The organism is Mycobacterium sp. E3198 (genome assembly GCF_001667015.1).
Lineage (GTDB): Bacteria > Actinomycetota > Actinomycetes > Mycobacteriales > Mycobacteriaceae > Mycobacterium.
In genome coordinates this window covers 26,852-49,728 of the sequence record NZ_LZIS01000157.1, presented here as the reverse complement: position 1 = coordinate 49,728, position 22,877 = coordinate 26,852, and the positions used below count along the sequence as shown (strand labels likewise).

Annotated in this window: 23 protein-coding genes; 11 read left to right on the top strand and 12 right to left on the bottom strand. The window is 71.4% G+C overall.

What is annotated here, in order from left to right; translation table 11 throughout:
* Positions 1-13 precede the first annotated feature (13 nt).
* The 11 genes from ispG to A5673_RS17455 all read left to right on the top strand — a co-directional run bounded on the left by ispG (position 14) and on the right by A5673_RS17455 (position 11,989).
* Positions 14-1,180 carry a flavodoxin-dependent (E)-4-hydroxy-3-methylbut-2-enyl-diphosphate synthase gene (gene ispG / locus A5673_RS17505; RefSeq protein WP_068234945.1) on the top strand — a complete coding sequence of 389 codons (1,167 nt, stop codon included), beginning with the start codon at positions 14-16 and terminating at the stop codon, positions 1,178-1,180.
* 53 nt (positions 1,181-1,233) lie between these two features.
* Positions 1,234-2,088, top strand: coding sequence for a GNAT family N-acetyltransferase (locus A5673_RS17500; RefSeq protein WP_068234942.1), 855 nt, complete (start codon positions 1,234-1,236; stop codon positions 2,086-2,088).
* 84 nt (positions 2,089-2,172) lie between these two features.
* Entirely contained in the window at positions 2,173-3,996 is a 1,824-nt protein-coding gene (locus A5673_RS17495) for a penicillin-binding transpeptidase domain-containing protein (RefSeq protein WP_068234939.1), read from the top strand.
* A gap of 58 nt (positions 3,997-4,054) precedes the next feature.
* Positions 4,055-4,618, top strand: coding sequence for a DUF1707 domain-containing protein (locus A5673_RS17490; RefSeq protein WP_068234936.1), 564 nt, complete (start codon positions 4,055-4,057; stop codon positions 4,616-4,618).
* A gap of 111 nt (positions 4,619-4,729) precedes the next feature.
* Positions 4,730-5,587: a type I methionyl aminopeptidase gene (gene map, locus A5673_RS17485; RefSeq protein WP_068234933.1), complete on the top strand. Its 858-nt coding sequence runs from the start codon at positions 4,730-4,732 to the stop codon at positions 5,585-5,587.
* Between the two features lie 70 nt (positions 5,588-5,657).
* Positions 5,658-7,157 carry a cobyric acid synthase gene (locus A5673_RS17480; protein ID WP_068234930.1) on the top strand — a complete coding sequence of 500 codons (1,500 nt, stop codon included), beginning with the start codon at positions 5,658-5,660 and terminating at the stop codon, positions 7,155-7,157.
* A gap of 58 nt (positions 7,158-7,215) precedes the next feature.
* On the top strand, positions 7,216-7,767 hold the full coding sequence (locus A5673_RS17475; protein WP_068234928.1) for an alpha/beta hydrolase: 552 nt from the start codon (positions 7,216-7,218) through the stop codon (positions 7,765-7,767).
* Between the two features lie 11 nt (positions 7,768-7,778).
* Positions 7,779-9,131 (top strand): glutamine synthetase family protein, encoded by a 1,353-nt coding sequence (locus A5673_RS17470; RefSeq protein WP_068234925.1) that lies wholly within the window; start codon positions 7,779-7,781, stop codon positions 9,129-9,131.
* Positions 9,112-9,852, top strand: a complete 741-nt coding sequence (locus A5673_RS17465) for a gamma-glutamyl-gamma-aminobutyrate hydrolase family protein (protein WP_082958798.1) — start codon at positions 9,112-9,114, stop codon at positions 9,850-9,852. Before A5673_RS17470 ends, A5673_RS17465 begins: the two co-directional genes overlap by 20 nt.
* Positions 9,849-11,216, top strand: coding sequence for an aldehyde dehydrogenase (locus A5673_RS17460; protein ID WP_068234918.1), 1,368 nt, complete (start codon positions 9,849-9,851; stop codon positions 11,214-11,216). The genes A5673_RS17465 and A5673_RS17460 overlap by 4 nt, the downstream gene beginning before the upstream one ends.
* A complete protein-coding gene (locus tag A5673_RS17455) occupies positions 11,213-11,989 on the top strand; it encodes a 3-oxoacyl-ACP reductase (RefSeq protein WP_197518409.1) in 777 nt (258 codons plus the stop codon). Before A5673_RS17460 ends, A5673_RS17455 begins: the two co-directional genes overlap by 4 nt.
* Here the strand turns inward: A5673_RS17455 and A5673_RS17450 are convergent.
* The 12 genes from A5673_RS17450 to A5673_RS17395 form a co-directional block, all read right to left on the bottom strand.
* Entirely contained in the window at positions 11,976-12,833 is an 858-nt protein-coding gene (locus tag A5673_RS17450) for a PPE family protein (protein ID WP_068234912.1), read from the bottom strand. The genes A5673_RS17455 and A5673_RS17450 overlap by 14 nt on opposite strands.
* A gap of 72 nt (positions 12,834-12,905) precedes the next feature.
* A complete protein-coding gene (locus tag A5673_RS17445) occupies positions 12,906-13,331 on the bottom strand; it encodes a hypothetical protein (RefSeq protein WP_068234910.1) in 426 nt (141 codons plus the stop codon).
* A 583-nt stretch (positions 13,332-13,914) separates the two neighbouring features.
* Positions 13,915-15,027, bottom strand: a complete 1,113-nt coding sequence (locus A5673_RS17440; protein ID WP_068234908.1) for an alkaline phosphatase family protein — start codon at positions 15,025-15,027, stop codon at positions 13,915-13,917.
* A gap of 10 nt (positions 15,028-15,037) precedes the next feature.
* Positions 15,038-15,748: a DUF6390 family protein gene (locus tag A5673_RS17435; RefSeq protein ID WP_068234905.1), complete on the bottom strand. Its 711-nt coding sequence runs from the start codon at positions 15,746-15,748 to the stop codon at positions 15,038-15,040.
* A gap of 35 nt (positions 15,749-15,783) precedes the next feature.
* Positions 15,784-16,917 (bottom strand): hydrogenase formation protein HypD, encoded by a 1,134-nt coding sequence (gene hypD, locus A5673_RS17430; RefSeq protein ID WP_068234903.1) that lies wholly within the window; start codon positions 16,915-16,917, stop codon positions 15,784-15,786.
* A 12-nt stretch (positions 16,918-16,929) separates the two neighbouring features.
* Complete coding sequence (locus tag A5673_RS17425; protein ID WP_068234901.1) at positions 16,930-17,202, bottom strand: HypC/HybG/HupF family hydrogenase formation chaperone; 273 nt, start codon at positions 17,200-17,202, stop codon at positions 16,930-16,932.
* A 12-nt stretch (positions 17,203-17,214) separates the two neighbouring features.
* On the bottom strand, positions 17,215-18,327 hold the full coding sequence (hypE, locus tag A5673_RS17420) for a hydrogenase expression/formation protein HypE (RefSeq protein WP_082958797.1): 1,113 nt from the start codon (positions 18,325-18,327) through the stop codon (positions 17,215-17,217).
* Positions 18,324-18,992, bottom strand: coding sequence for an SIS domain-containing protein (locus A5673_RS17415; protein ID WP_068234899.1), 669 nt, complete (start codon positions 18,990-18,992; stop codon positions 18,324-18,326). Before A5673_RS17415 ends, hypE begins: the two co-directional genes overlap by 4 nt.
* Positions 18,992-19,762, bottom strand: coding sequence for a HypC/HybG/HupF family hydrogenase formation chaperone (locus A5673_RS17410; protein ID WP_068234896.1), 771 nt, complete (start codon positions 19,760-19,762; stop codon positions 18,992-18,994). The genes A5673_RS17415 and A5673_RS17410 overlap by 1 nt, the downstream gene beginning before the upstream one ends.
* Positions 19,759-22,110, bottom strand: coding sequence for a carbamoyltransferase HypF (hypF, locus tag A5673_RS17405; protein WP_068234893.1), 2,352 nt, complete (start codon positions 22,108-22,110; stop codon positions 19,759-19,761). The genes A5673_RS17410 and hypF overlap by 4 nt, the downstream gene beginning before the upstream one ends.
* Before the next feature lies 1 nt (position 22,111).
* Positions 22,112-22,378 carry a HypC/HybG/HupF family hydrogenase formation chaperone gene (locus A5673_RS17400; RefSeq protein WP_068234891.1) on the bottom strand — a complete coding sequence of 89 codons (267 nt, stop codon included), beginning with the start codon at positions 22,376-22,378 and terminating at the stop codon, positions 22,112-22,114.
* Entirely contained in the window at positions 22,378-22,863 is a 486-nt protein-coding gene (locus tag A5673_RS17395; RefSeq protein ID WP_068234889.1) for a hydrogenase maturation protease, read from the bottom strand. Before A5673_RS17395 ends, A5673_RS17400 begins: the two co-directional genes overlap by 1 nt.
* Positions 22,864-22,877: the final 14 nt, after the last annotated feature.

Here is a 22,877-nt window from a genome sequence, read left to right as displayed (position 1 = left end):
AAGAAGGAAACACGTGTCTGTTGGCCTGGGCATGCCGGACACCCCGGCGCCCACGCTGGCCCCCCGGCGCACCACGCGGCAATTGATGGTCCGCGACGTCGGGGTCGGCAGCGACCACCCGATTTCGGTGCAGTCGATGTGCACCACCAAGACGCACGACATCAACGCGACGCTGCAACAGATCGCCGAACTGACCGCCGCCGGCTGCGACATCGTCCGGGTGGCCTGCCCGCGCCAGGAGGACGCCGACGCGCTGGCCGCGATCGCCACCAAGAGCCAGATCCCGGTCATCGCCGACATCCACTTCCAGCCCAAGTACATCTTCGCCGCGATCGACGCCGGGTGCGCCGCGGTGCGGGTAAACCCGGGCAACATCAAGGAATTCGACGGCCGCGTCGGGGAGGTCGCCAAGGCCGCCGCGGCGGCCGGCATCCCGATCCGCATCGGCGTCAACGCCGGCTCGCTGGACAAGCGATTCCTGGAGAAGTACGGCAAGGCCACGCCCGAGGCGCTGGTCGAGTCGGCGCTGTGGGAGGCCTCGCTGTTCTCCGAGCACGGCTTCGGCGACATCAAGATCAGCGTCAAGCACAACGACCCCGTCGTGATGGTCGCCGCCTACGAGCAGCTGGCCGCCCAGTGCGACTACCCGCTGCACCTGGGCGTCACCGAGGCCGGGCCGGCCTTCCAGGGGACCATCAAGTCGGCGGTCGCGTTCGGGGCGTTGCTGTCGCGCGGCATCGGCGACACCATCCGGGTGTCGCTGTCGGCCCCGCCCGTCGAGGAGGTCAAGGTCGGCATCCAGATCCTCGAGTCGCTCAACCTGCGGCCGCGCGGGCTGGAGATCGTGTCCTGCCCGTCGTGCGGTCGCGCGCAGGTCGACGTCTACACCCTGGCCAACGAGGTCACCGCCGGGCTGGACGGGCTCGACGTACCGTTGCGGGTGGCCGTGATGGGCTGCGTCGTCAACGGCCCGGGGGAGGCCCGCGAGGCCGACCTGGGCGTCGCGTCGGGAAACGGCAAGGGGCAGATCTTCGTTCGGGGCGAGGTGATCAAGACCGTGCCGGAAGCCCAGATCGTCGAGACGCTCATCGAGGAGGCCATGCGCCTGGCCGCCGAGATGGGGACCGGTCACGGTCCTCAAACAGAAGCGAGCGGTTCGCCGATTGTGACCGTAAGCTGATAGGGGCCTGTGCCCCCGCACCGATCGCCTTAGCACCACAGAGAGTTCCGTAGATGTCGGCTCCGCCCATCATGCGCCTTGTCGGCGAGCGGCGGGTGTCCGTGGTGCGTGACGCCGCCGCCGTCTGGCGGGTGCTCGACGACGACCCGGTCGGCTCGTGCATGGTCGCGGCCCGGGTCGCCGACCACGGCATCGACCCGAATTCGATCGGCGGGGAGCTGTGGACCCGTCGCGGCCCGGACGAGTCGCTGTGCTTCGCCGGCGCCAACCTCATCCCGCTGCGCGGCGCGCCGGCCGACCTGAACGCCTTCGCCGACGAGGCGATGAGCGGGACGCGGCGCTGTTCCTCGCTGGTCGGCAGGGCGCATTTGGTGATGCCGATGTGGGAGCGGCTCGAGTCGGCCTGGGGCCCGGCGCGCGACGTGCGCGACGACCAGCCGCTGATGGCCCTGACCAGCCACCCCAACTGCGCCATCGACGTCGGCGTGCGCCAGGTCCGGCCGGACGAGCTGGACGCCTACCTGGTGGCCGCCGTGGACATGTTCATCGGCGAAGTCGGCGTCGACCCGCGGGTGGGCGACGGCGGGCGCGGCTACCGCCGCCGGGTGGCCAGCCTGATCGCGGCGGGGCGGGCGTGGGCGCGCTTCGAGCACGGCCAGGTCGTCTTCAAGGCCGAGGTGGGCTCGCAGTCGCCCGGCGTCGGTCAGATCCAGGGGGTCTGGGTGCACCCGGAGTGGCGCGGCCAGGGCCTGGGCACCGCGGGCACCGCGACGGTGGCCGCCGTGATCGTCGCCACCGGGCGGATCGCCAGCCTGTACGTGAACAACTTCAACACGGTCGCCCGCGCCGCGTACGCGCGCGTGGGCTTCGCCGAGGTCGGCACCTTCGCGACGGTCCTGCTGGACTGATCGGCGGCCCGCCCGACGGCATAACGGTCAGGTCTCGGTGTGTCGGCGCCGGTGTGGCGACCTCAGTTCTTAACATCAGCACCGATGGTCACAAAAACCCCACTGGTATCAGCGGCGGCGGGCCTGCTGCTCGTCGCGGTGATCGCCCTGTCCGGCTGCACGCCCCGGCCCGACGGCCCCGGCCCGGCCGCCGAGAAGTTCTTCCGCGCCCTGGCGGTCGGGGACACCGCGACGGCCGCCAGGCTCAGCGACAGCCCCAACGACGCCCGCGAAGCGCTGAACGCCGCCTGGGCCGGGCTGCAGGCCACCCACCTGGACGCGCAAGTGCTCACCGCCAAGTACGCCGAGGACACCGGCACGGTCGACTACCGCTTCACCTGGCACCTGCCCAAGAACCGGACCTGGAGCTACGACGGCCAGCTGCAGATGGCCCGTAACGAGGGGCGCTGGCAGGTCCGGTGGGCCACCACCGGGCTGCACCCCAAGCTGGGCGAGCATCAGACGTTCGCGCTGCGCGCCGACCAACCGCGGCGGGCCTCGGTGAACGAGCTCGGCGGCAGCGATGTGCTCGCGCCGGGCTACCTGTACCACTACACGCTGGACGCCACGCAGGCCGGGCCGCCGCAGTCGCTGAGCTTCACCACCCACACCATCGTCGACGTGCTGCGGCCGTTCAACAACACGCTCGCCGACCCGCAGCTGCTGGCCGAGCAGGCCAGCTCGACGACGCAGCCGCTGGATTTGGGCGTCACGCTGCACCCCGACGACAACGACAAGGTTTTCCCCGCCATCGGCAGGCTGCCCGGCATCGTGGTCACGCCGCAGCCCGAGATGCTGCCGACGGACCCGCATTTCGCGCCGGCCGTGCTCAGCGAGGTGAAGAAGGCGGTGGCGGACCAACTCGACGGCGAGCCCGGCTGGCGGGTGGTCAGCGTCAACCAGAACGGCGTCGACGTGGCCGTGTTGCACGAGGTCGAGGGCACCCCGGCGCCGTCGGTGTCGATCACCCTGGACCGCGCCGTGCAGAACGCCGCGCAGCACGCGGTGGACACCCGGGGCGGCAAGGCGATGATCGTGGTGATCAAGCCGTCGACCGGGGAGATCCTGGCGATCGCGCAGAACCAGGGCGCCGACGCCGACGGCCTGCCGGCCACCAACGGCCTGTTCCCGCCGGGGTCGACCTTCAAGATGGTCACCGCCGGCGCCGCCGTCGAGCGCGACATGGCCACGCCCAACACGATGCTGGGCTGCCCGGGCCGCATCGACATCGGGCACCGCACCATCCCCAACTACGGCGGCTTCGACCTGGGCGTGGTGCCGATGTCGCGGGCGTTCGCCAGTTCGTGCAACACCACGTTCGCCGAGTTGAGCAGCAGGATGCCGCCGCGCGGCCTGACCCAGGCGGCCAACCGCTACGGCATCGGCCTGGACTACACGGTCGACGGCATCACCACCGTGACGGGGTCGGTGCCACCGACGGTCGACCTGGCCGAGCGCACCGAGGACGGCTTCGGCCAGGGCAAGGTGCTGGCCAGCCCCTTCGGCATGGCCCTGGTCGCCGCCACCGTCGACGCCGGCAAAACGCCGGTGCCCCAGCTGATCGCCGGGCGGCCGACGACGGTCGAGGGCGACGACACGCCGATTTCGCCGAAGATGGTCGACGCGCTGCGGCCGATGATGCGGCTGGTGGTGACGAACGGGACTGCCAAGGAGATCGCCGGCTGCTGCGGCGAGATCTACGGGAAGACCGGCGAGGCCGAGTTCCCGGGCGGATCGCACTCGTGGTTCGCCGGATACCGCGGCGACCTCGCCTTCGCGGCGCTGATCGTCGGGGGCGGCAGCTCGGAATACGCGGTGCGGATGACCAAGGTGATGTTCGAGTCGCTGCCGCGGGACTATTTGGCGTAGGGCTCCCGCCCCGTCGCGGCGGTAAATTGCAAGCGTGGGCGAAACATCCGGCGGGGACATGGTGGCGCTGCGGGTCTCCGACGCCGACCGGAACGGCACGATGCGGCGGCTGCACAACGCCGTCGCGCTCGGGCTGATCGACATCGACGAGTTCGAGCAGCGTTCGTCGCAGGTGTCCTACGCGCGCACCCGGGGCGAGCTGGACGGGCTGGTCGGCGACCTGCCCGGGCCGGGTGCGATCGTCACGTCCGCGGCCGACCGGGTCGAACTGCGCGGGTGGGCCGGCTCGCTCAAGCGCCACGGCGAATGGACCGTGCCGACCCGGCTGGCTCTGGTGCGTCGGCTGGGCTCGGTCGAACTCGACCTCACCAAGGCCCGATTCGCGGGTCCGGTGGTGGTCATCGAACTCGACATGAGGTTCGGCTCGGTGGAGGTCCGGCTGCCCGACGGCGCCAGCGCCTCCATCGACGACGTCGAGGTCTACGTGGGCAGCGCCAGCGACCGCCGCAGGGACGCCCGGGGCGAGGGGACGCCGCACGTCGTGCTGACGGGCCGGGTGGTGTGCGGATCGGTGATCGTCCGAGGGCCGCGCCGCTCGTTTCTGCGCCGCGGCAAGGCCTGACTCGCCGAGCCTGAAAATCTGCAGCAGAAGTGCGGGTAGGGGCCTGCGAAATTACAGGCTGGGCGAGTCTCGTTGAAGGCGCCGCGCAGCGAGCGTCGCTAAGCTGGCTCCATGCCTGCTCGGACCGCGCTTTCCCCTGGAGTGTTATCGCCGACTCTGCCGGTGCCCGGCCGCATCCCGCGTCCGGAATACGTCGGCAAGGCGACCGCCCGGGAGGGCAGCGAGCCGTGGGTCCAGACGCCCGAGGTCATCGAGAAGATGCGCGTCGCCGGCCGGATCGCGGCCGGCGCACTGGCCGAGGCGGGCAAGGCGGTCGCGCCGGGGGTGACGACCGACGAACTGGACCGGATCGCCCACGAGTACATGGTCGACAACGGGGCCTACCCGTCGACGCTGGGCTACAAGGGATTCCCGAAGTCGTGCTGCACCTCGCTCAACGAGGTGATCTGCCACGGCATCCCCGACTCGACGGTGATCGAGGACGGCGACATCGTCAACATCGACGTCACCGCCTACCTCGACGGGGTGCACGGCGACACCAACGCGACGTTTCTGGCCGGCGACGTTTCCGAGGAGCACCGGCTCCTCGTGGAGCGGACGCACGAGGCCACGATGCGGGCCATCAACGCCGTCAAACCGGGCCGGGCGCTCTCGGTCGTCGGGCGTGTCATCGAGTCGTACGCAAATCGGTTCGGGTACAACGTGGTTCGCGACTTCACCGGCCACGGCATCGGCACCACGTTTCATAACGGGCTGGTCGTGCTGCACTACGACCAGCCGTCCGTGACCACCATCATCCAGCCGGGCATGACGTTCACCATCGAGCCGATGATCAACCTCGGCGCGCTGGACTACGAGATCTGGGGCGACGGCTGGACGGTGGTCACCAAGGACCGCAAGTGGACCGCGCAGTTCGAGCACACCCTGCTGGTCACCGACACCGGCGCCGAAATCCTCACCTTGCCGTGACCTTTCCCCCGCGAAATCGCATTTCCAGGGGCCGGATCGTGCGATCTTGCGTCTGTTCGGCACATAGCGGATGAGCGGGGCGCTGCTGGTCGCCGGCACCAGCTCCGACGCCGGGAAATCGGTGGTGGTGGCGGGCCTGTGCCGGCTGCTGGCGCGCAAGGGCATCCGGGTGGCGCCGTTCAAGGCGCAGAACATGTCCAACAATTCGATGGTCACCGCCGACGGCGGCGAGATCGGCCGCGCCCAGGCGATCCAGGCGCGGGCGGCGGGGCTGGAGCCCAGCGTGCGATTCAACCCGATCCTGCTCAAACCGGGCAGCGACCGCACCTCGCAGCTGGTGATCCGCGGTCAGGTCGCCGGGTCGGTCTCCGCGGCCGATTACGTGCAGTATCGAGACCGGCTCGCCCGCATCGTCTTCGACGAATTATCTTGCCTGCGTGAGGAATTCGACGCGGTGATCTGCGAGGGCGCCGGATCGCCCGCCGAGATCAACCTGCGGGCCACGGACTTGGCGAACATGGGGTTGGCCCGGGCCGCGAACCTGCCGGTGATCCTGGTCGGTGACATCGACCGCGGCGGGCTGCTCGCCCACCTGTTCGGGACTCTCGCCGTGCTCGAGCCCGACGACCAGGCGCTGATCGCCGGCTTCGTCGTCAACAAATTCCGCGGGGACCCCGCGCTGCTGGAACCCGGGTTAGGCCAGCTGCGCGCCCTGACCGGCCGCCCGACCTACGGCGTGCTGCCCTACGCCGAGGAGTTCTGGCTGGACGCCGAGGACTCGCTGTCGGTCCTCGCGCACCGCGTCGTCGGCACGCCGGTCCCGCCGCGCGGCGACGACTGGCTGCGGGTGGCCGCGGTCCGGCTGCCCCGGATCTCCAACTCCACCGACGTCGAGGCGCTGGCCTGCGAGCCGGGCGTGCTGGTGCGCTGGGTCACCGACCCCGCCGACCTGGCCGACACCGACCTGATCGTGCTGCCCGGGAGCAAGGCCACCGTGGCGGACCTGTCCTGGCTGCACGATCGCGGCCTGGCCGGCGCGATCGTCGGCCACGCCCGGGCCGGCAAGCCGGTGCTGGGCATCTGCGGCGGGTTCCAGATGCTGTGCCGGCGCATCGAGGACACCGTGGAATCGCATGCCGGGGCAGTCGACGGCCTGGGGCTGCTGGACGCCGACATCGCCTTCGAGCGGGCCAAGGTGTTGCGGCGCTGGCAGCGCCCCCTGAGCGGGTACGAAATCCACCATGGGCGGCTCTCCCGCTGCGCCGAGGACGCGTGGTTCACCGTCGACGCGCGACCGCACGGCATCGCGCGCGGCGCGGTCTTCGGCACCCACTGGCACGGCCTGCTCGACAACGACGACTTTCGCCGGGCGTGGCTGGCCCTCGTCGCCGCTGCGGCCGGCCGGAGCGGGTTTGTCCCGGCCGCCACCGACGTCGCCGCGCGGCGCGACGCCCAGCTGGACGCGATCGCGGACCTACTCGCCGCCCACCTCGATGTCGACGCTGTCCTGGACCTGCTCGACGGGCCGCCGCCCCCGCGGCCCCACGTCGCGAGCCGGCTGCGGCCGTGAGCGACAAGAAACCTCGCGCGAGCTGGCCTGTTGGCTGTAGTTTGCGTGAGTGCACTCGATGATGAACACGCTCGACGGATTTCCGGTCCCGGTGGCCGTGGCAGGTCCGGAAAAGGGCGTCGTCGTCGTCATCCTCGGCGACCAGGCGCGCGCGCCCGTCGCGTACGACGCGGTATGCGAGCGCCTGCACACCGCCTCCCTGCGGACCGTCGTCATCGGCCTCGATCAGCGGCTGACCGCCAAATCGGTCGTCGGCATCCTCGATGCGCTGGGGATTCGCTGGGCCGTGGTGTTCGGCGACCGCGCCGGCGGCGAGCTGGCCTGGGAGCTGGCGGCGACCCGGCTGGGCCGGTTCGTGGGCCTGATCGTGATCGACCGCGGGCATCCGCGGGTGCCCGACCCCAAGGGAGTGGTTCTCGACGAGCACTGCCCGCCAGTGGAAATCGGCACCACGGTGCTGGTCAGCTCCCCCGCCGCCCGGGCGGCGGCCACCGCCAGCCAGCGGTACGTCTACGCCGAGTACCGCGTGGTGGATTTGGGCCGGCGCACCGCGCAGGAGTCGACGGCGCAGTTGGCCGCCGAGATCGTCTTGCGCACCAGCACGTGGTAGCGCCGTCCGCGATGCTGTCGCTGGCCGCGCTGGAACAGCTGGTGCAACGCGGCGCGGTGGACACCGTCATCGTGGCGTTCGCCGACATGCAGGGCCGGCTGGTCGGCAAGCGCATGGCGGCCGGGCTGTTCGTCGAGGAGGTGGCCGCGCACGGGGCCGAGTGCTGCAGCTACCTGCTGGCGGTCGATGTCGAGATGAACACCGTGCCCGGCTATGCGATGTCGGGCTGGGAGACCGGTTACGGCGACATGGTGATGACGCCGGATCTGTCCACGCTGCGGCTCACCCCGTGGCTGCACGCGACCGCGCTGGTGATCGCCGACCTCGGCTGGGCCGGCGGCGGCGAGGTCGCCGTGGCGCCCCGGGCGATCCTGCGCCGCCAGCTCGAGCGGCTGGGCGCGCGCGGGCTGATCGCCGACGTCGCCACCGAGCTGGAGTTCATCGTGTTCGACGAGTCATACCGCGCGGCCTGGGCCGGCGGCTATCGCGGGCTGACACCGGCCAGCGACTACAACATCGACTACGCGATGCTGGCGTCGGCGCGGATGGAGCCGCTGCTGCGCGACATCCGGCTGGGCATGGAGGGGGCGGGCCTGCGCTTCGAGGCCGTCAAGGGCGAATGCAACAGGGGCCAGCAGGAAATCGGCTTCCGCTACGACGAGGCGATGGTCACCTGCGACAACCACGCCATCTACAAGAACGGCGCCAAGGAGATCGCCGACCGGCACGGCAAGAGCCTGACGTTCATGGCGAAATACGATGAGGCCGAAGGCAACAGTTGCCACATCCATCTGTCGCTGCGCGACGGGGACGGCGCCGCCGTGTTCGACGACGGCGGCCGCCCGCACGGCATGTCGGCGACGTTCGGCAGTTTCCTCGCCGGCCTGCTCGCCACCGTGCGCGAGTTGACCCTGTTCTACGCGCCGAACATCAACTCCTACAAGCGTTTTGCCGACGGCAGTTTTGCGCCGACGGCGGTGGCCTGGGGCCTGGACAACCGCACCTGCGCGCTGCGGGTGGTCGGGCACGGGCGCAACATCCGCGTCGAGTGCCGGGTCCCCGGCGGCGACGTCAACCCCTACCTCGCGGTGGCCGCCCTGATCGCCGGGGGGCTGTATGGTATCGAGCGGGGCCTCGAACCCCCCGCCCCCTACGTCGGCAACGCCTACCAGGCAACCGATCTCGAGCGGCTGCCCACCACGTTGGCGGATGCGGCCGCGGCGTTCGGGGCGTCGGCGCTGGCGCGGGAGGCGTTCGGCGACGACGTCGTCGCGCACTACCTGAACAACGCCCGCGTGGAGTTGGCGGCCTTCAACGCGGCGGTCACCGACTGGGAGAGGATGCGTGGGTTTGAACGCCTGTAGGGCGAGGCCCGTGATCGGCCTGACCTGTTATCTCGAGCAAATACGAACGGGGATCTGGGACATTGCCGCGGGGTACCTGCCCGCCGATTACTTCGAGGGCATCGTCATGGCCGGCGGCATCGCCACACTGCTGCCGCCGCAGCCGATGGACGCCGAGACGGCCGCTGTGCTGCTGGACAGCCTGGACGCGCTGGTGATCACCGGGGGCTATGACGTGAACCCCGCCCACTACGGCCAGGAGCCGCATCCGGCCACCGACGCGCCCCGCACCGACCGCGACGGCCTCGAGCTGACGCTGCTGCGCGGCGCGCTGGACCGCGGGCTACCGGTGCTGGGCATCTGTCGCGGCGCCCAGGTCCTCAACGTCGCGTTCGGCGGCACGCTGCACCAGCATCTCCCAGAGGTGCTGGGCCACAACGGCCATCGCGCGGGCAACGGGGTGTTCACCAGGTTGCCGGTCCGCACCGTGGCCGGCACCCGGCTGGCCGCGCTGCTCGGCGAATCCGCCGATGCGCCCTGCTACCACCACCAGGCCATCGACACGGTCGGCGATCCCCTGGTGGTCAGCGCGCGGGACGCCGACGGCGTGGTCGAGGCGGTAGAGCTGCCCGGCGAGGCGTTCGTCCTTGCGGTGCAGTGGCATCCGGAGAAGTCGCTCGACGACCTACGGCTATTCAAGGCGGTGGTGCAGGCCGCGCGATCGTACGCGGAAAGCCGATGACCGCAACGCAACTGGTCAACCCCGCGACCGAGGAGGTGCTGACGTCGGTCGACCTCGTCGACGCCGCCGCGGTCGACGACGCCGTGGCCCGCGCCGCGGCGGCCCAGCGGCGCTGGGCCCGGTTGTCCCCGGCAGGGCGCGCGGAAGGCCTGCGCGCCTTCGCGGCCGCCGTCGACGCCCACACCGACGAACTGGCCGCACTCGAGGTGGCCAACTCCGGGCACCCGATCGCCTCGGCCGAATGGGAGGCCGGCCACGTCCGCGACGTGCTGACGTTCTACGCCGGCAGCCCGGAGCGCCTGTCCGGCAGGCAGATTCCGGTCGCCGGCGGGCTCGACATCACCTTCAACGAGCCGCTGGGTGTCATCGGCGTGATCACGCCGTGGAACTTCCCGATGCCGATCGCGTCCTGGAGCATCGGCCCCGCGCTCGCCGCCGGCAACGCGGTCCTGGTCAAGCCCGCCGAGTGGACGCCGCTGACCACGATCCGGCTCGGCGAGCTGGCGGTGCGGGCCGGGCTCGACGCGGACCTGCTGCAGGTGCTGCCCGGCAGGGGCGCGGTGGTGGGGGAGCGGTTCGTCACCCACCCGGGGGTGCGCAAGGTCGTGTTCACCGGCTCCACCGAGGTGGGCAAGCGGGTGATGGCCGGCGCGGCGGCCAACGTCAAGCGCGTGACGCTGGAATTGGGCGGCAAGAGCGCCAACATCGTCTTCGGCGATTGCGACCTTCAGCGCGCGGCGGCGACCGCGCCCGCCGGGGTGTTCGACAACGCCGGGCAGGACTGCTGCGCGCGCAGCCGGATCCTGGTGCAGCGCAACGTGTATGACCGGTTCATGGAGTTGCTCGAGCCCGCGGTGCGGGCCGTCGCCGTCGGGGACCCCGCCTCGCGCGACACCGAGATGGGTCCGTTGGTTTCTCGGGAGCACCGCGCCCGGGTGGCCGCGTACGTGCCCGACGACGCGCCCGTCGCCTTCCGCGGCACGGCGCCGTCGGGCCCCGGATTCTGGTTCCCCCCAACGGTCCTCACGCCGCGGCGCACCGACCGCAGCGTCACCGAGGAGATCTTCGGCCCGGTCGTCACCGTGTTGCCGTTCGATGACGAGGCCGACGCCATCGCGCTGGCCAACGACACCGTCTACGGCCTGTCGGGGTCGATCTGGACCGACGACCTGTCCCGCGCACTGCGGGTGTCGCGGGCGATCGAGTCCGGCAACCTGTCGGTGAACTCGCACTCGTCGGTGCGCTACCACACGCCGTTTGGTGGTTTCAAGCAGTCCGGCCTGGGCCGCGAGCTCGGCCCCGACGCGCCACTGCAGTTCACCGAGACCAAGAACGTGTTCATCGCCGTCAAGGAGGATTCGTGATGGACCTGACGCAACGGCTGGCCGGCCGGGTCGCGGTCATCACCGGGGGCGCCGGCGGCATCGGGTTGGCCGCGGCCCGGCGGATGCGGGCGGAAGGCGCGAGCATCGTCGTCGGCGACGTCGACCGCGACGCCGGTGCGGCGGTGGCCGAGGAGCTGTCCGGTGTGTTCGTGCCCACCGATGTCTCGGACGAGGACGCCGTCAACGCGCTGTTCGACGCCGCGGCCGAGGCCTACGGCTGGGTCGACATCGCGTTCAACAACGCCGGCATCTCACCACCCGAGGACGACCTGATCGAGAACACCGAGCTCGCGGCGTGGCAACGGGTCCAGGACGTCAACCTCACCTCGGTGTACCTGTGTTGCCGGGCGGCGCTGCGGCACATGGTGCCTTTCGGCAGGGGATCGATCATCAACACGGCGTCGTTCGTCGCGGTGCTGGGCTCGGCCACCTCGCAGATCTCCTACACCGCCTCCAAGGGCGGCGTGCTGGCCATGTCGCGGGAGCTGGGTGTGCAGTTCGCCCGGCAGGGCATCCGCGTCAACGCGCTGTGCCCGGGGCCGGTCAACACCCCGCTGCTGCAAGAGCTTTTCGCCAAGGATCCCGAGCGGGCCGCTCGCCGCCTGGTGCACGTGCCGCTGGGCCGCTTCGCCGAGCCCGACGAGATCGCCGCCGCGGTGGCCTTTCTGGCCAGCGACGACGCGTCCTTCATCACGGCGTCGACGTTCCTGGTCGACGGCGGCATCAGCTCGGCCTACGTCACCCCGCTCTGACCGCCGGGTCGCGGTTCCGCGCCGTGGCCGTCGCCCAGGCCTGTGGCGCGGACAACCGGCCGATCGACGTGGCGCGACCGAAACCCGGGATCGACTCGGGGCGTGCGGGCTTGGGGAACAATGCGCTCAGCGCCGCCCGCTTGTTGCGCGAGTTCAGGTGGCTGATCGCGAGGTCCGTCGGTGCCGACAGCGAACTCAGCCTCGACAGCGCGGGCGTCGCCGACGCGAGCGACGCGTCCAGCGATGTCGACGGCGACACCGAAAGCGCCTGCAGCGCTTCGGGAATAGCTGCCATCACGCGGGCGCCGGCCGATACGACGTCCGGCGCCGACGCCAGGGCCCAGGTCTTCGCGCCGTGGTTACCCGGCGGCGAAGAGAACGGCGTCACCGCCGCCGCCTTGGCCGAGGCGCGGGCGTACGCATACATGGCGCCGGCGTCGCGGGCCCACATCCGCTCGTATTCGGCGTCGGCGTCCGCTATGGCCGGGCCGTTCTGCCCCAGGCGGTTCGCGGCCGCCAGCGAGCGCCGCCGCGCGCGGTTATCGGTGATCGCCGGCGCGGGCACCATCGCCGTGCGCGCCGACTGATGTGCGCCGGCCGCCGCCGCGAGCTGGGTGGCGGCTTGGTGAGCGTGCGCGGCAACGGTGTCGAGCCAGCCCAGGTAGGGCGCCATGCCGCCTCCGGCGCCCAGTTTTGCCAGGACCGAGCGATAGTCGGCCGCCGCGGTGCTCAGCCGCACGGCCAGCCGGTCCCAGGCCGTGGCGGCCCGGATCATCGGTCCCGCGCCGGGACCGGAAAACATCAGCCCGGAGCTGATCTCGGGTGCCAGCGTCGCGAAATCCATTACAACCTCTGCTTTGACATGGACTCTCCCCTGAGATAGACGCAGGGGTTACACGGTCGGTTCGGCGACCGATCAGCGACGAGCTATGCAGAACCGCGTCAGGATATCCGGGTCCGCCCGGACGGCCGCGGGTGCGCGGGGCCGGGCGCCGCGGGGCTGGAACCCCAACGCGGTGAACGAGACTGGTAGCGGTGATCCCACGGATGGCGGCGACACGCGGCCGGGCGTCGGTGGGCGGTCTTTCGTCATCCACGTGCTGTGGAACGGCTTCTTGCCGGTCGGCGCCCAGGGCCGCGATGCCCGCGGTTGCCCGTGGCCGGCCTGCGCGCCGACGACGGGGACGACCGACGACCAGGTCGCCGGCTCGGGCAGCGCCGCCGCGGCGAACTGGGGCCGCAGGGAAGATCCCGCGACGAGTGCGGCGAAGGCGCCGAGCGCGGCGACGACCGCGATGGCCGACCGCCACCGTGGAGTCGCACCGCCGGCTCGGAACCTCACAGTGGCCCGAACTTACAACGCGGAACCTGGCGGACGATCGGAGTGAGCTGTGAAAACGCTCGCAATCGGTGCCCTCAAGCGATCGGCACCGGCCGCGGTGCTGAAAACACGCGCTTTCATTGTGTGGCGTCTGCGACGTAAGGTTGACATAACAGAATGCAGTCGGGGGGCCGCAGACCTGTCAGCGAATAGTACGGGGGGCGAAAGTTGTACGCGGCCACCTGCCGCCACTGTGGCAGGCAAATTGTCCAGCACCCGTCGGGGGTGTGGATTCCCCGGGACGGCTCCCTGGAACGTGATCGCAACGGCTTCTATTGCCGAAAGTCGGGCAGCGGGGGCCGGCCCCCGACGTTGCACGAACCGATGCCTTCCCCGTTGGCAGGGGCGCCCCGGTGGCTCGCGGGTGTCAGCACCGCCGACTCCGCACCCCAACATGGCCGGGACGGCCGTCGGCGCCGACATGCCCGCGGGTCGCTTGTCCCCGCGACGATCCGGACGCGCGTGCGGCATGCGCTCGTCCGGCTGAGGGAGATAGCCCGGTTCCGCATGGCCTGGTGGTGACGCGCCGGGGCAGCCGGGCGGCTCAGAAAACGATCAACGGGATGGCCATCTCGGCCGGCGTGGGCCCGCCGTGAAAACCGATGAGGCGAGCCATTTCCGGGGGCTCGTGGCTGGTCGCCAGCACGGCGGTGTCGCCGGTGCAGACGACCACGACGTCGCCGATCCGCGCCAGGTGCGCGGGGTCGACCGGCCCGAACATCCCGGTTGCCGCCGCCTGCTCGCGGCTGTACACCTGCGCCCGGCCGTGCAGCGACTCGCTCCAGGCGGCCTGCACGTCCGCGGCGGCCCCCGGTTCGGTGTGCAGGTAGCGCACCCGAGCCTCGCCGGCGACCACCCGCACCCCCTCGCCCAGCCGGGGCTCGGCGTCGAGGTCGACGCGGGCGTCGGGCGCGACGTTGAGGCCGCCGTGGTCGGCGGTCACCAACAACGCCGCGTCGGGCGGCAGGACCTCGACCAGCCGGGTGAGCAGGCCGTCGACCCGGGCGGCCGCCTCGTGCCACTGCTGCGAACCGATGCCGAACAGGTGGGCCGCGGTGTCCAGGTCGGCGGCGTAGCCGTAGACCAGCCCGGGCGCCGCGTTCAGCTCGGCGATCAGCTCCGCGGCGTAGCCGTCCGCCGGGTGTGTCGGGCGAAACCGGGCGCCGCGATAGGCCGCATCGGTCAGCCCGCTGCCCATGAACGCCGCGGGCAGCACGGCGCGCGCGGCGATGCCGGCCCGCTCCAGCCGCCCGAACCAGGTGGGCAGCGGCTGCCATTCGGCGTGCGGCGGGTCGTCGCGCCACACGATGTGGGTGAGCACCCGGTCGGTGCCGGGCACGTTGAGCGTGAAACCCAGGATGCCGTGCTCGCCGGGTCGCGCCCCGGTGCCGAGCGACACCAGGCTGCTCGGCGTGGTCGACGGGAAGGTGCTGGCGAGTTCGGTGAGCCGCCCGGTGTCGCCGGCGAGCACCGAGGCCAGCAGGGGCGCACTCCCGGCCAGCTGCGGTAGCAGGTGCCAGCCCAGCCCGTCGACCAGCACGACCGCGACGCGGTCTTTGGCGCCGACCGACTCCGTCAGGCCCAGGCGGTCCACCGCGCCCGGGGCCCCGAGCACGGCTGCCGCGGCGGGCAGCACGTCGCAGATCGAATGGGGCACGGGGCCAAGACTAGACGGGCGCGAGCCGTTGACTGGTCACCCGCAGCTGGCGGTCGGTGCTGTCGGCGAGAGCGCCCACCTGCTCCGGCGAGAGCCGGCCGCACAGCCGGCCCCAGTGCACCGCGACCTCGTCGCCGAGCGCCACGTCGGGCACGGCGCTGTAGCCGTCGGCCCAGACGTCGAGCGGGCGGACCGAGGGCTCGGACAGCCTCAGCGCCCGACCGTCCCACACGAGCCGCCGACACATGACCTCGACAGCATCGGCGGCGCGGGAAACGACTGTGCCCCAGGTGATTCGGCAATTGTCGAGCACGCCCAGCGGGTGCTCGTCCATGCCGCGGCCGAGAAACCGCGTCCAGGGGTACACGCCGAAGACGTGAAAGCCATGGTTGGCGGCGGCCTCGTGGGCGAGATCGCCCGTCAGGTGCGACCAGTAGCGGCCGGCCTGCGGGCCGATGATGCCCAGCAGCGCGTCGAGGAAGTCCTGCGGGTCCAGGCCGGCGCCGACGCCGCCACCGAGCCAATAGGATTCGACGAGCCGGTAGTCCAGCGGGTCGGCGATGCCGGTCAGCTCGGAGAGCACCCGCAGGTACGGCCAGGCCCCGGAGAACCCGGTCGCCGCGCGCCGCACCTCCTCGACGGAACCGTCGCGCAGGGTCGCCCCCAGTGGTGGCCCGCAGTAGCCCAGGGCGTTGGGGGCGTACGCGTACCGGGCGAACATCGCTGCACCCTTTTCCGAGCCCCGCGGCTCGGGCGTCAAGTGCGCCCCACCAGCTTGACCGCATCGCGATGCATGCGGCCGAAGTTGTAGTAGGCGGCGCACGCCCCCTCGGGGGACACCATGCACGTGCCGATCGGCGTCTCCGGGGTGCATGCGGTGCCGAAAACCTTGCATTCCCAGGGCTTCAGCACGCCCTTGAGCACCTCACCGCACTGGCAGGCCTTGGGGTCGGCGACCCGCACGCCGGGCATCGCGAACCGCAGCTCGGCGTCGAACTCCGCGAAATCGTCGTGCAGGCGCAGCGCGCTCTGCGAGATGAATCCCAGCCCGCGCCATTCGAAGTGGGGCCGCAACGCGAACACCTTGCCCATCAGCGCCAGGGCGGCGGGGTTGCCGTGGTCGGGGACCACGCGCTTGTACTGGTTCTCCACCTCGCAGCGGCCCTCGCGGATCTGGGTGAGCAGCATCGCGACCGCCGCGAGGATGTCGAGCGGTTCGAAACCGGCCACCACCAACGGCTTTCGGTACACGTCGGGCACGAACCGATAGGGCCGGTTGCCCACCACCGTCGACACGTGCCCGGGGCCGATGAAGCCCGACAGCCGCAGGTCGGGTGACTCCAGGATGGCCTTGATCGGCGGCACGATCGTGACGTGGTTGCAGAAGACGCTGAAGTTGGGCAGGCCCAGGTCGCGGGCCCGTACCAGCGTCACCGCCGTCGAGGGCGCGGTGGTCTCGAAGCCGATGGCGAAGAACACCACGTGCTTGCCGGGGTTGTCGACAGCGATCTTGAGCGCGTCCAGCGGGGAGTAGACGAACCGCACGTCCGCACCCCGGGCCTTGGCGTCCAGCAGGCTGCCGGCCGACCCGGGCACCCGCATCATGTCGCCGAAACAGGTGAAGATCACGTCGGGCTGACCGGCCAGCCACATCGCGTCGTCGATGCGGCCCATCGGGATCACGCAGACCGGGCAGCCCGGGCCGTGCACCAACTCCACGTTGTCGGGCAGCAGGTGCTCGATGCCGTGCCGGTAGATCGTGTGGGTATGCCCGCCGCACACCTCCATGAACTTGAACTGCTCCTGGCCGCCGGTTCCGGCCAGGCGCTCGATGGCGCCCAGCAGCTTGCGTGCCGCGGCCGGATCGCGGAACTCGTCAACGAATTTCATTGTGCGCCCCCTTTAGACGATGGACGACGAGTCGAAGGCTTCCATCTCGGTGGCGTAGGCCTCGCCGAGTTTCTTGATGGCGGCCAGGGTGAGCAACGCCTCCGTCTCGTCGATCTTGGCCATGGCGAACCCGACGTGCACCAGGACCCAGTCGTCGGGCCCGGGCATGTCGTCTTCGAGCAGCCGCACGCTGATGGTGCGCTGGACGCCGCTGACGTCGATCTTCGCCAGATAGTTGGCGGGATCGGTGATCTCGACGATCTGGCCCGGAATACCCAGACACATGCGCGTAGCCTCCTAACAGATCCGTGGCAGCGGGTCCCCGACGAGCATGTCGACGATCCGGGTGCCGCCGAAACCGGTGCGCAGCACCACGGCATCGGCCGGTTCGGAAACGATTTCCCCGACCTCGGCCGCCTCGGTGCCCAGGGGGTGCGACCGCAGCGCGGCCAGCCCGGCGTCGGCCTCCCCGGGCGCGACCACGGCGACGAACTTGCCCTCGTTGGCGACGTACAGGGGGTCGATGCCGAGCAACTCGCACGCGCCGTTGACCATGGGCCGCACGGGGAGGCGCTCCTCGTCCAGCAGCACCCCGAGGCCGCAGGCCTGGGCGAGTTCGTTGCAGACGGTGCCGACCCCGCCGCGGGTCGCGTCGCGCATCCACCGGGTGGACGGGGCGGCCGCCATCAGCAGCTCCACCAGCGGGCTGAGGCAGGCGGTGTCGGAAACGATGTCGGCCTCGATGGCCAGGTCACCGCGGGCGAGCATGACGGCCATGCCGTGATCGCCCATCGATCCACTCAACAGCACCTTGTCGCCGGTGCGCACCGAGGACGCCGACAGCGTGCGCCCGGCCGGGATGACGCCGGCCCCGGTGGTGGTGACGAACAGCCCGTCGGCCGCGCCTTTGGGCACCACCTTGGTGTCGCCGGTGACGATCTGGACACCCGCGGCCGCGGCCGCGGCCGCCATGTCGGCGACGATCTCCTTCAGCTCGGCGATTCCGAAGCCTTCCTCGATCACGAACGCCGCCGAGAGCCACGACGGCACGGCGCCGGCCATCGCGAGGTCGTTGCAGGTGCCGTGGACGGCGAGTTCGCCGACCGAGCCGCCGGGAAAACGCCTGGGCTGCACCACGAACGAGTCTGTCGACATCGCGACGCGCTCGCCGCCGGGCAACGTGAGCACGGCGCCGTCGCCCAGCGCCTGAAGCAGCGGATTGCGGAAGGCCTCCACGAACACCGCGTCCACCAGCGCCGCCGAGGCCTTGCCGCCGGCGCCGTGGGCCAGGGTCACGTGGTCGTCGAGCAACCGGGGGCGGCGCCTGCGGAACGACTCGATCCGCTCGATCACCTCGCCCTCGGCGAACCGCGGCCCGGAGGAGAGGTATTCACCCGCCGGCTTGTTCATGCCGCCCCCAGACCCCGGTCACCGAGCTGCTGATGCACGCTCAACCACAACTGATAGCCCAGCAGCGCCTGCGATTCCTGGATGCGGTGCACGCTCTGCGAGCGAACGACGAAACAGGCGTCCACGTCCGGGTTGTCGGCGAAGGCGCCGCCGTCGTAGCCGGCGAACCCGACGGTGTACAGGCCGCGCCGGCGGGCCTCGGCGAGCGCCGCGAGCAGATTCGGCGAGCCCCCACTGGTCGACATGGCGATCGCGATGTCGCCGGCCGTCGCCCGGGCGATCAGCTGGCGCGCGAACACCAGCTCGAACCCGACGTCGTTGCCCAGCGCGGTCATCACCGCCTGGTCGGCGGTCAACGGCCACGCGGGCAGCGGCGTGCCGAGGGGCGGCCGGGCGAACAGCCGCGCCAGGGTCGTGGAATCGGTGCAGCTGCCGCCGTTTCCGAAGGTGAACAACCGCCCGCCGGCCGCGAAGCGGCGCGCCATCTCGGTGGCCGCCGCCTCCAGCAGCCCGGCGTTGGCCTCCAGCGTGGCGCGGCGCAGCGCCAGGCTCTCGGCGGCCTTCGCCTGCGCCGAGGCGGCCAGGTCGGCCAGCAGAGAGCGGGGGTCGTCCTCCTGTGCGTCGATGAATGGGTACAGGAAGTTGGTGGGTTCGTCGTGACTCATCAGCAGTCCTCCTCCACTCGATTCGATGGCGCCGCTCCTCCGATCCCGGCCCTGCCGGCATCTGCGTCGCCGACGCGGCTGATCGCCGTGCCGGCGTGCACGAGGACCAGGTCGCCGGCGGCGACCGGGTCGACGAGCGTGGTGACCACGTCCTCGGTGCCCTGCGCGGTGCGCACGGTGGCCATCCCCGCGGGCGACGCCGTCACCACCTCGCCCAGGCGCCCCTCGTCGCTGCACGTCACGCAAGACCCTTCGGAGCACTCGTCTTTGAGCAGGCCCGCGTGCTCGAAGCACACGTGGGTGAGCTCCCACAGCAGGTGATAGAACAGCACGAAGCCGCCGGTCGCGGGCACCAGCGGGTCGGGGTCGTCGAGCCACAGCACGTGATCGGCCATCCCGGCCGCCGGCCGCTCGCCGCTGCCGATCCAGATCGTCGTGGCGCCCCAGGCCGGGCTGCGGCGCATCACGGAGCGCACCTGCGGGTCGTCGGCGCCGGCGACCGCCACCACGATGTCGCCGGGCCGCACCGACACCCGCACCAGGTCGACCAGCTCTGGTCCGGTCAGCGCCACCGCGGGCAGCGCCCGCTTGCCCATGATCACCGGGTGCACGAACTCCACCGCGATGTGCAGCGCGTGCGGTTCCCACGACGGCGCGATGGACCACATGGTCGCACCCGCGGCGAACCGCTTGGCCAGCGTGAACGCGGTGGCGGCCAGATCCTCGGCCAATTCGGCGCCCAGCCCGCGATCGATGGCGGTGGTGGTCATGATTCAGTGTCCTCCATCCCCCTCAGCATGGAGATCGCGGCCTGACCCAGCGCCAGGCCACCGTCGTTCGGCGGGACGGTGTGGTGAGTCAGCACCTCGAACCCCCTGCGCTGCAACCGCTTACGGCAGGCGCGCAGCAACAGGACGTTCTGGAAAACCCCGCCGGTGAGGCCCACCAGCCGGACCTCGCCGGCCACCTGGGCGACCACCTTGGCGACGGCGTCCGCGACCGCCTCGTGAAACGCGGCGGCCAGCAGGGCCGGCCGGGTGCCGGCATAGCTGGCCGCCACCATCGTCTGCACCATGGTGGTGGGATCGATCACGCCGTCGGGGCGCACCAGCAGCGGCAGCGACGGGCCGGGATCGTCGAGCGCCGTCTCCGCGAGCGCCTCCAGTTCGATGGCGGCCTGCCCCTCGTAGTCGATCCGGTGCCGCACCCCGAGCAGCGAGGCGACGGCGTCGAACAGCCGGCCCATGCTGGAACACGGCACGCACCCGGTGCCGCTCTCCAATTGCGAACGGGTGAGGCGCAATTCGTCCGGGGTGGCGGCCGCGACCGGCGCCAGATCCGGGGTCCAGTCGATGCCGGCCGTCCACAGGTGCGACAGGGCCATCCGCCAGGGGTTGCGCACCGCGGCGTCCCCGCCGGGCAGCGGGACCGGCAACAGGTGGCCGGCGCGCACGAATCGGTGGCTGTCGGTCCCCAGCGCGAGAATTTCGCCGCCCCAGATGGTTTCGTCGCAGCCGTAGCCGGTTCCGTCGAACGAGACGCCGATGACGGGCGTACCGAGGCGCCCGTGCTCGGCCAGCAGCGACACGACGTGCGCGTGGTGGTGCTGGGCGAGATCCAGTGGCCGCCCGCCGACGTGCCGCTCGGCCCAGTCGCGCGTGTGGTAGCCGGGATGCAAATCGGCGGCCACGCGCGCCGGCGCGCCGCGCATGACGGTGAGCTGATCCACCGCGCGCTCGAACGCCCGCAGCGTCTCCCAGCTGCCCATGTCGCCGATGTGGCCGGACAGGTAGGCGCGGGAACCGTCGGTGAGGCAGAAGGTGTTTTTCAGTTCCCCGCCCACGGCGAGCACGGCCGGGCCCGCAAGACCGAGATCGACCGGCAACGGCGCAAAGCCGCGGGATCGGCGGATCGGCAGCTCCCGGCCGTCGATCACGCGAACGACCGAGTCGTCGCACGGCACGTGGATCGGGCGATCGTGGTCGAGGACCGCGTCGCACAGCGCCGAAAGCCGCTGCGCGGCGTCGTGATCGGTGAAGCAGATCGGCTCGTCGGAGCGGTTCGCGCTGGTGCACACCAGGGCGTCGGGCACCGGCGCGGCGGCGGCCGGCACGGGCGCCAGCAGCAGGTGGTGCAGGGGCGAGTACGGCAGCATCAACCCGAGCAGCGGGCTGCCGGGCGCGACGGCCTCGGCGACCGGCGCGCCCGATCGCCGCCTCAGCAACACGATCGGCCGCGCGGGGCCCGACAGCACCGCCGCCTCGTCGGCGTCGACGTGCGCGTACCGGCGGGCGACGTCGAGGTCCCGGACCAGCACGGCGAACGGCTTGGCGCCCCGCGCCTTTCGCGCCCGCAGCGCGGCGACCGCCGCCTCATCGTCGACGGCGCAGGCCAGGTGGTACCCGCCGATACCCTTGACGGCGACCACGGCACCCGCGGCCAGCTCGCGTTGGGTGGCGGCCAGCGCGGCGTCCGAGCCGGTGACGGACCCGGCCGACGACGAAAACCGCAGCGACGGGCCGCAATCGGGGCAGGCGATCGGCTGCGCGTGGAACCGGCGATCGGCCGGATCGCGGTATTCGGCGGCGCACCGGTCGCACATCGCGAAGCCCGACATGGTGGTGGCCGGACGGTCGTAGGGCAACTCGCGGATGATGGTGAACCGCGGCCCACAGTTGGTGCACGTCACGAACGGGTGCCGGTAGCGGCGGTCGCGCGGGTCGAACAGCTCGCGGAGGCAGTCGTCGCACACTGCGATGTCGGGTGGAATCGGCGTCGCCTCGCCGGCGATCGGCCGGCTCGGCACGATCCGGAACCCGCATCCGGGGGTGGCGTCGGCGGCGAGATCGGTGACCGCGACGGCGCCGATCCGGGCCAGCGGCGGCGCCTCGGCGCGCAACCGGCGGGCGAACTCGCCGACGCGGGCGCGACCGCCCTGCACCTCGACGAAAACGGCGCCCGAATCGTTGCCGACGAAGCCGGCCAGGCCGAGTTCGCCGGCGATCCGGTGGACGAACGGACGGAAGCCAACCCCCTGGACGACACCGGTCACGGTGAAGCGCCGCCGGACTGGAGCATCGGGCGGGCCGGTCCGCAGCATCAGGGGGGATTGGGTCATCTCAGCCGCCCTCCGGGCTGGCGGTCGGATCCGTGCGGCCCCTGCCCATCAGCTCGAGGCCGGCCATCGCCTGCTCCGCTCCCGCGCGGTCGGTCTTCTCGACGGCGAAGCCCATGTGGATGATTATCCAGTCGCCGGGCGCGAACGTCTCCTCCGGCAGCATGCCGACGTTGACCCTGCGCTGCTCGCCGGTGACGTCGACCAGCGCGAGCTGGCCCTCGTAGCCGTCCAGCATCCGGATCACCTGACCCGGTATCCCCAGGCACATCAGCGGTCCTCCCGCGTCGACGTCTGCAGCGCCGCGACGATCTCCGCCACGGCCCGCGCGGCCCGGGGGACGGCCCGGGCGACGGGCTCGGTCAGGCCGATGCCCTCCTCGACGCTGCCCGCCTCGCACCCGACGACGACGGTGTAGGGCGGGCTGCCGCCCAGGGCCCGCAGGCTGGCGAACACCGCGGCCGGATCCATGGTGTGACCGTCGAGCCCGATCGCGCCGCGATCGGATTCGTGGTCGGCCTGGAAGACGTGCAGCGTGCCGGGGTTGCCGCGGCTGGGCACGGCGTCGACGAGGACCAGGGAGTCCCAGTCCTCGAGCAGGTCGTACGCCAGGTGCATGCCCCGGATGCCGTAGTCGGTGACCCGGACCCAGGAATCACCCTGCGGGATCTCGGCGTTGCGGACCACTTCCGAGCCGAATCCGTCGTCCCCCAGGAAGATGTTGCCGATCCCGGCCACCAGGATGCGCGCCGTCATCTTCTCGCCGGGCG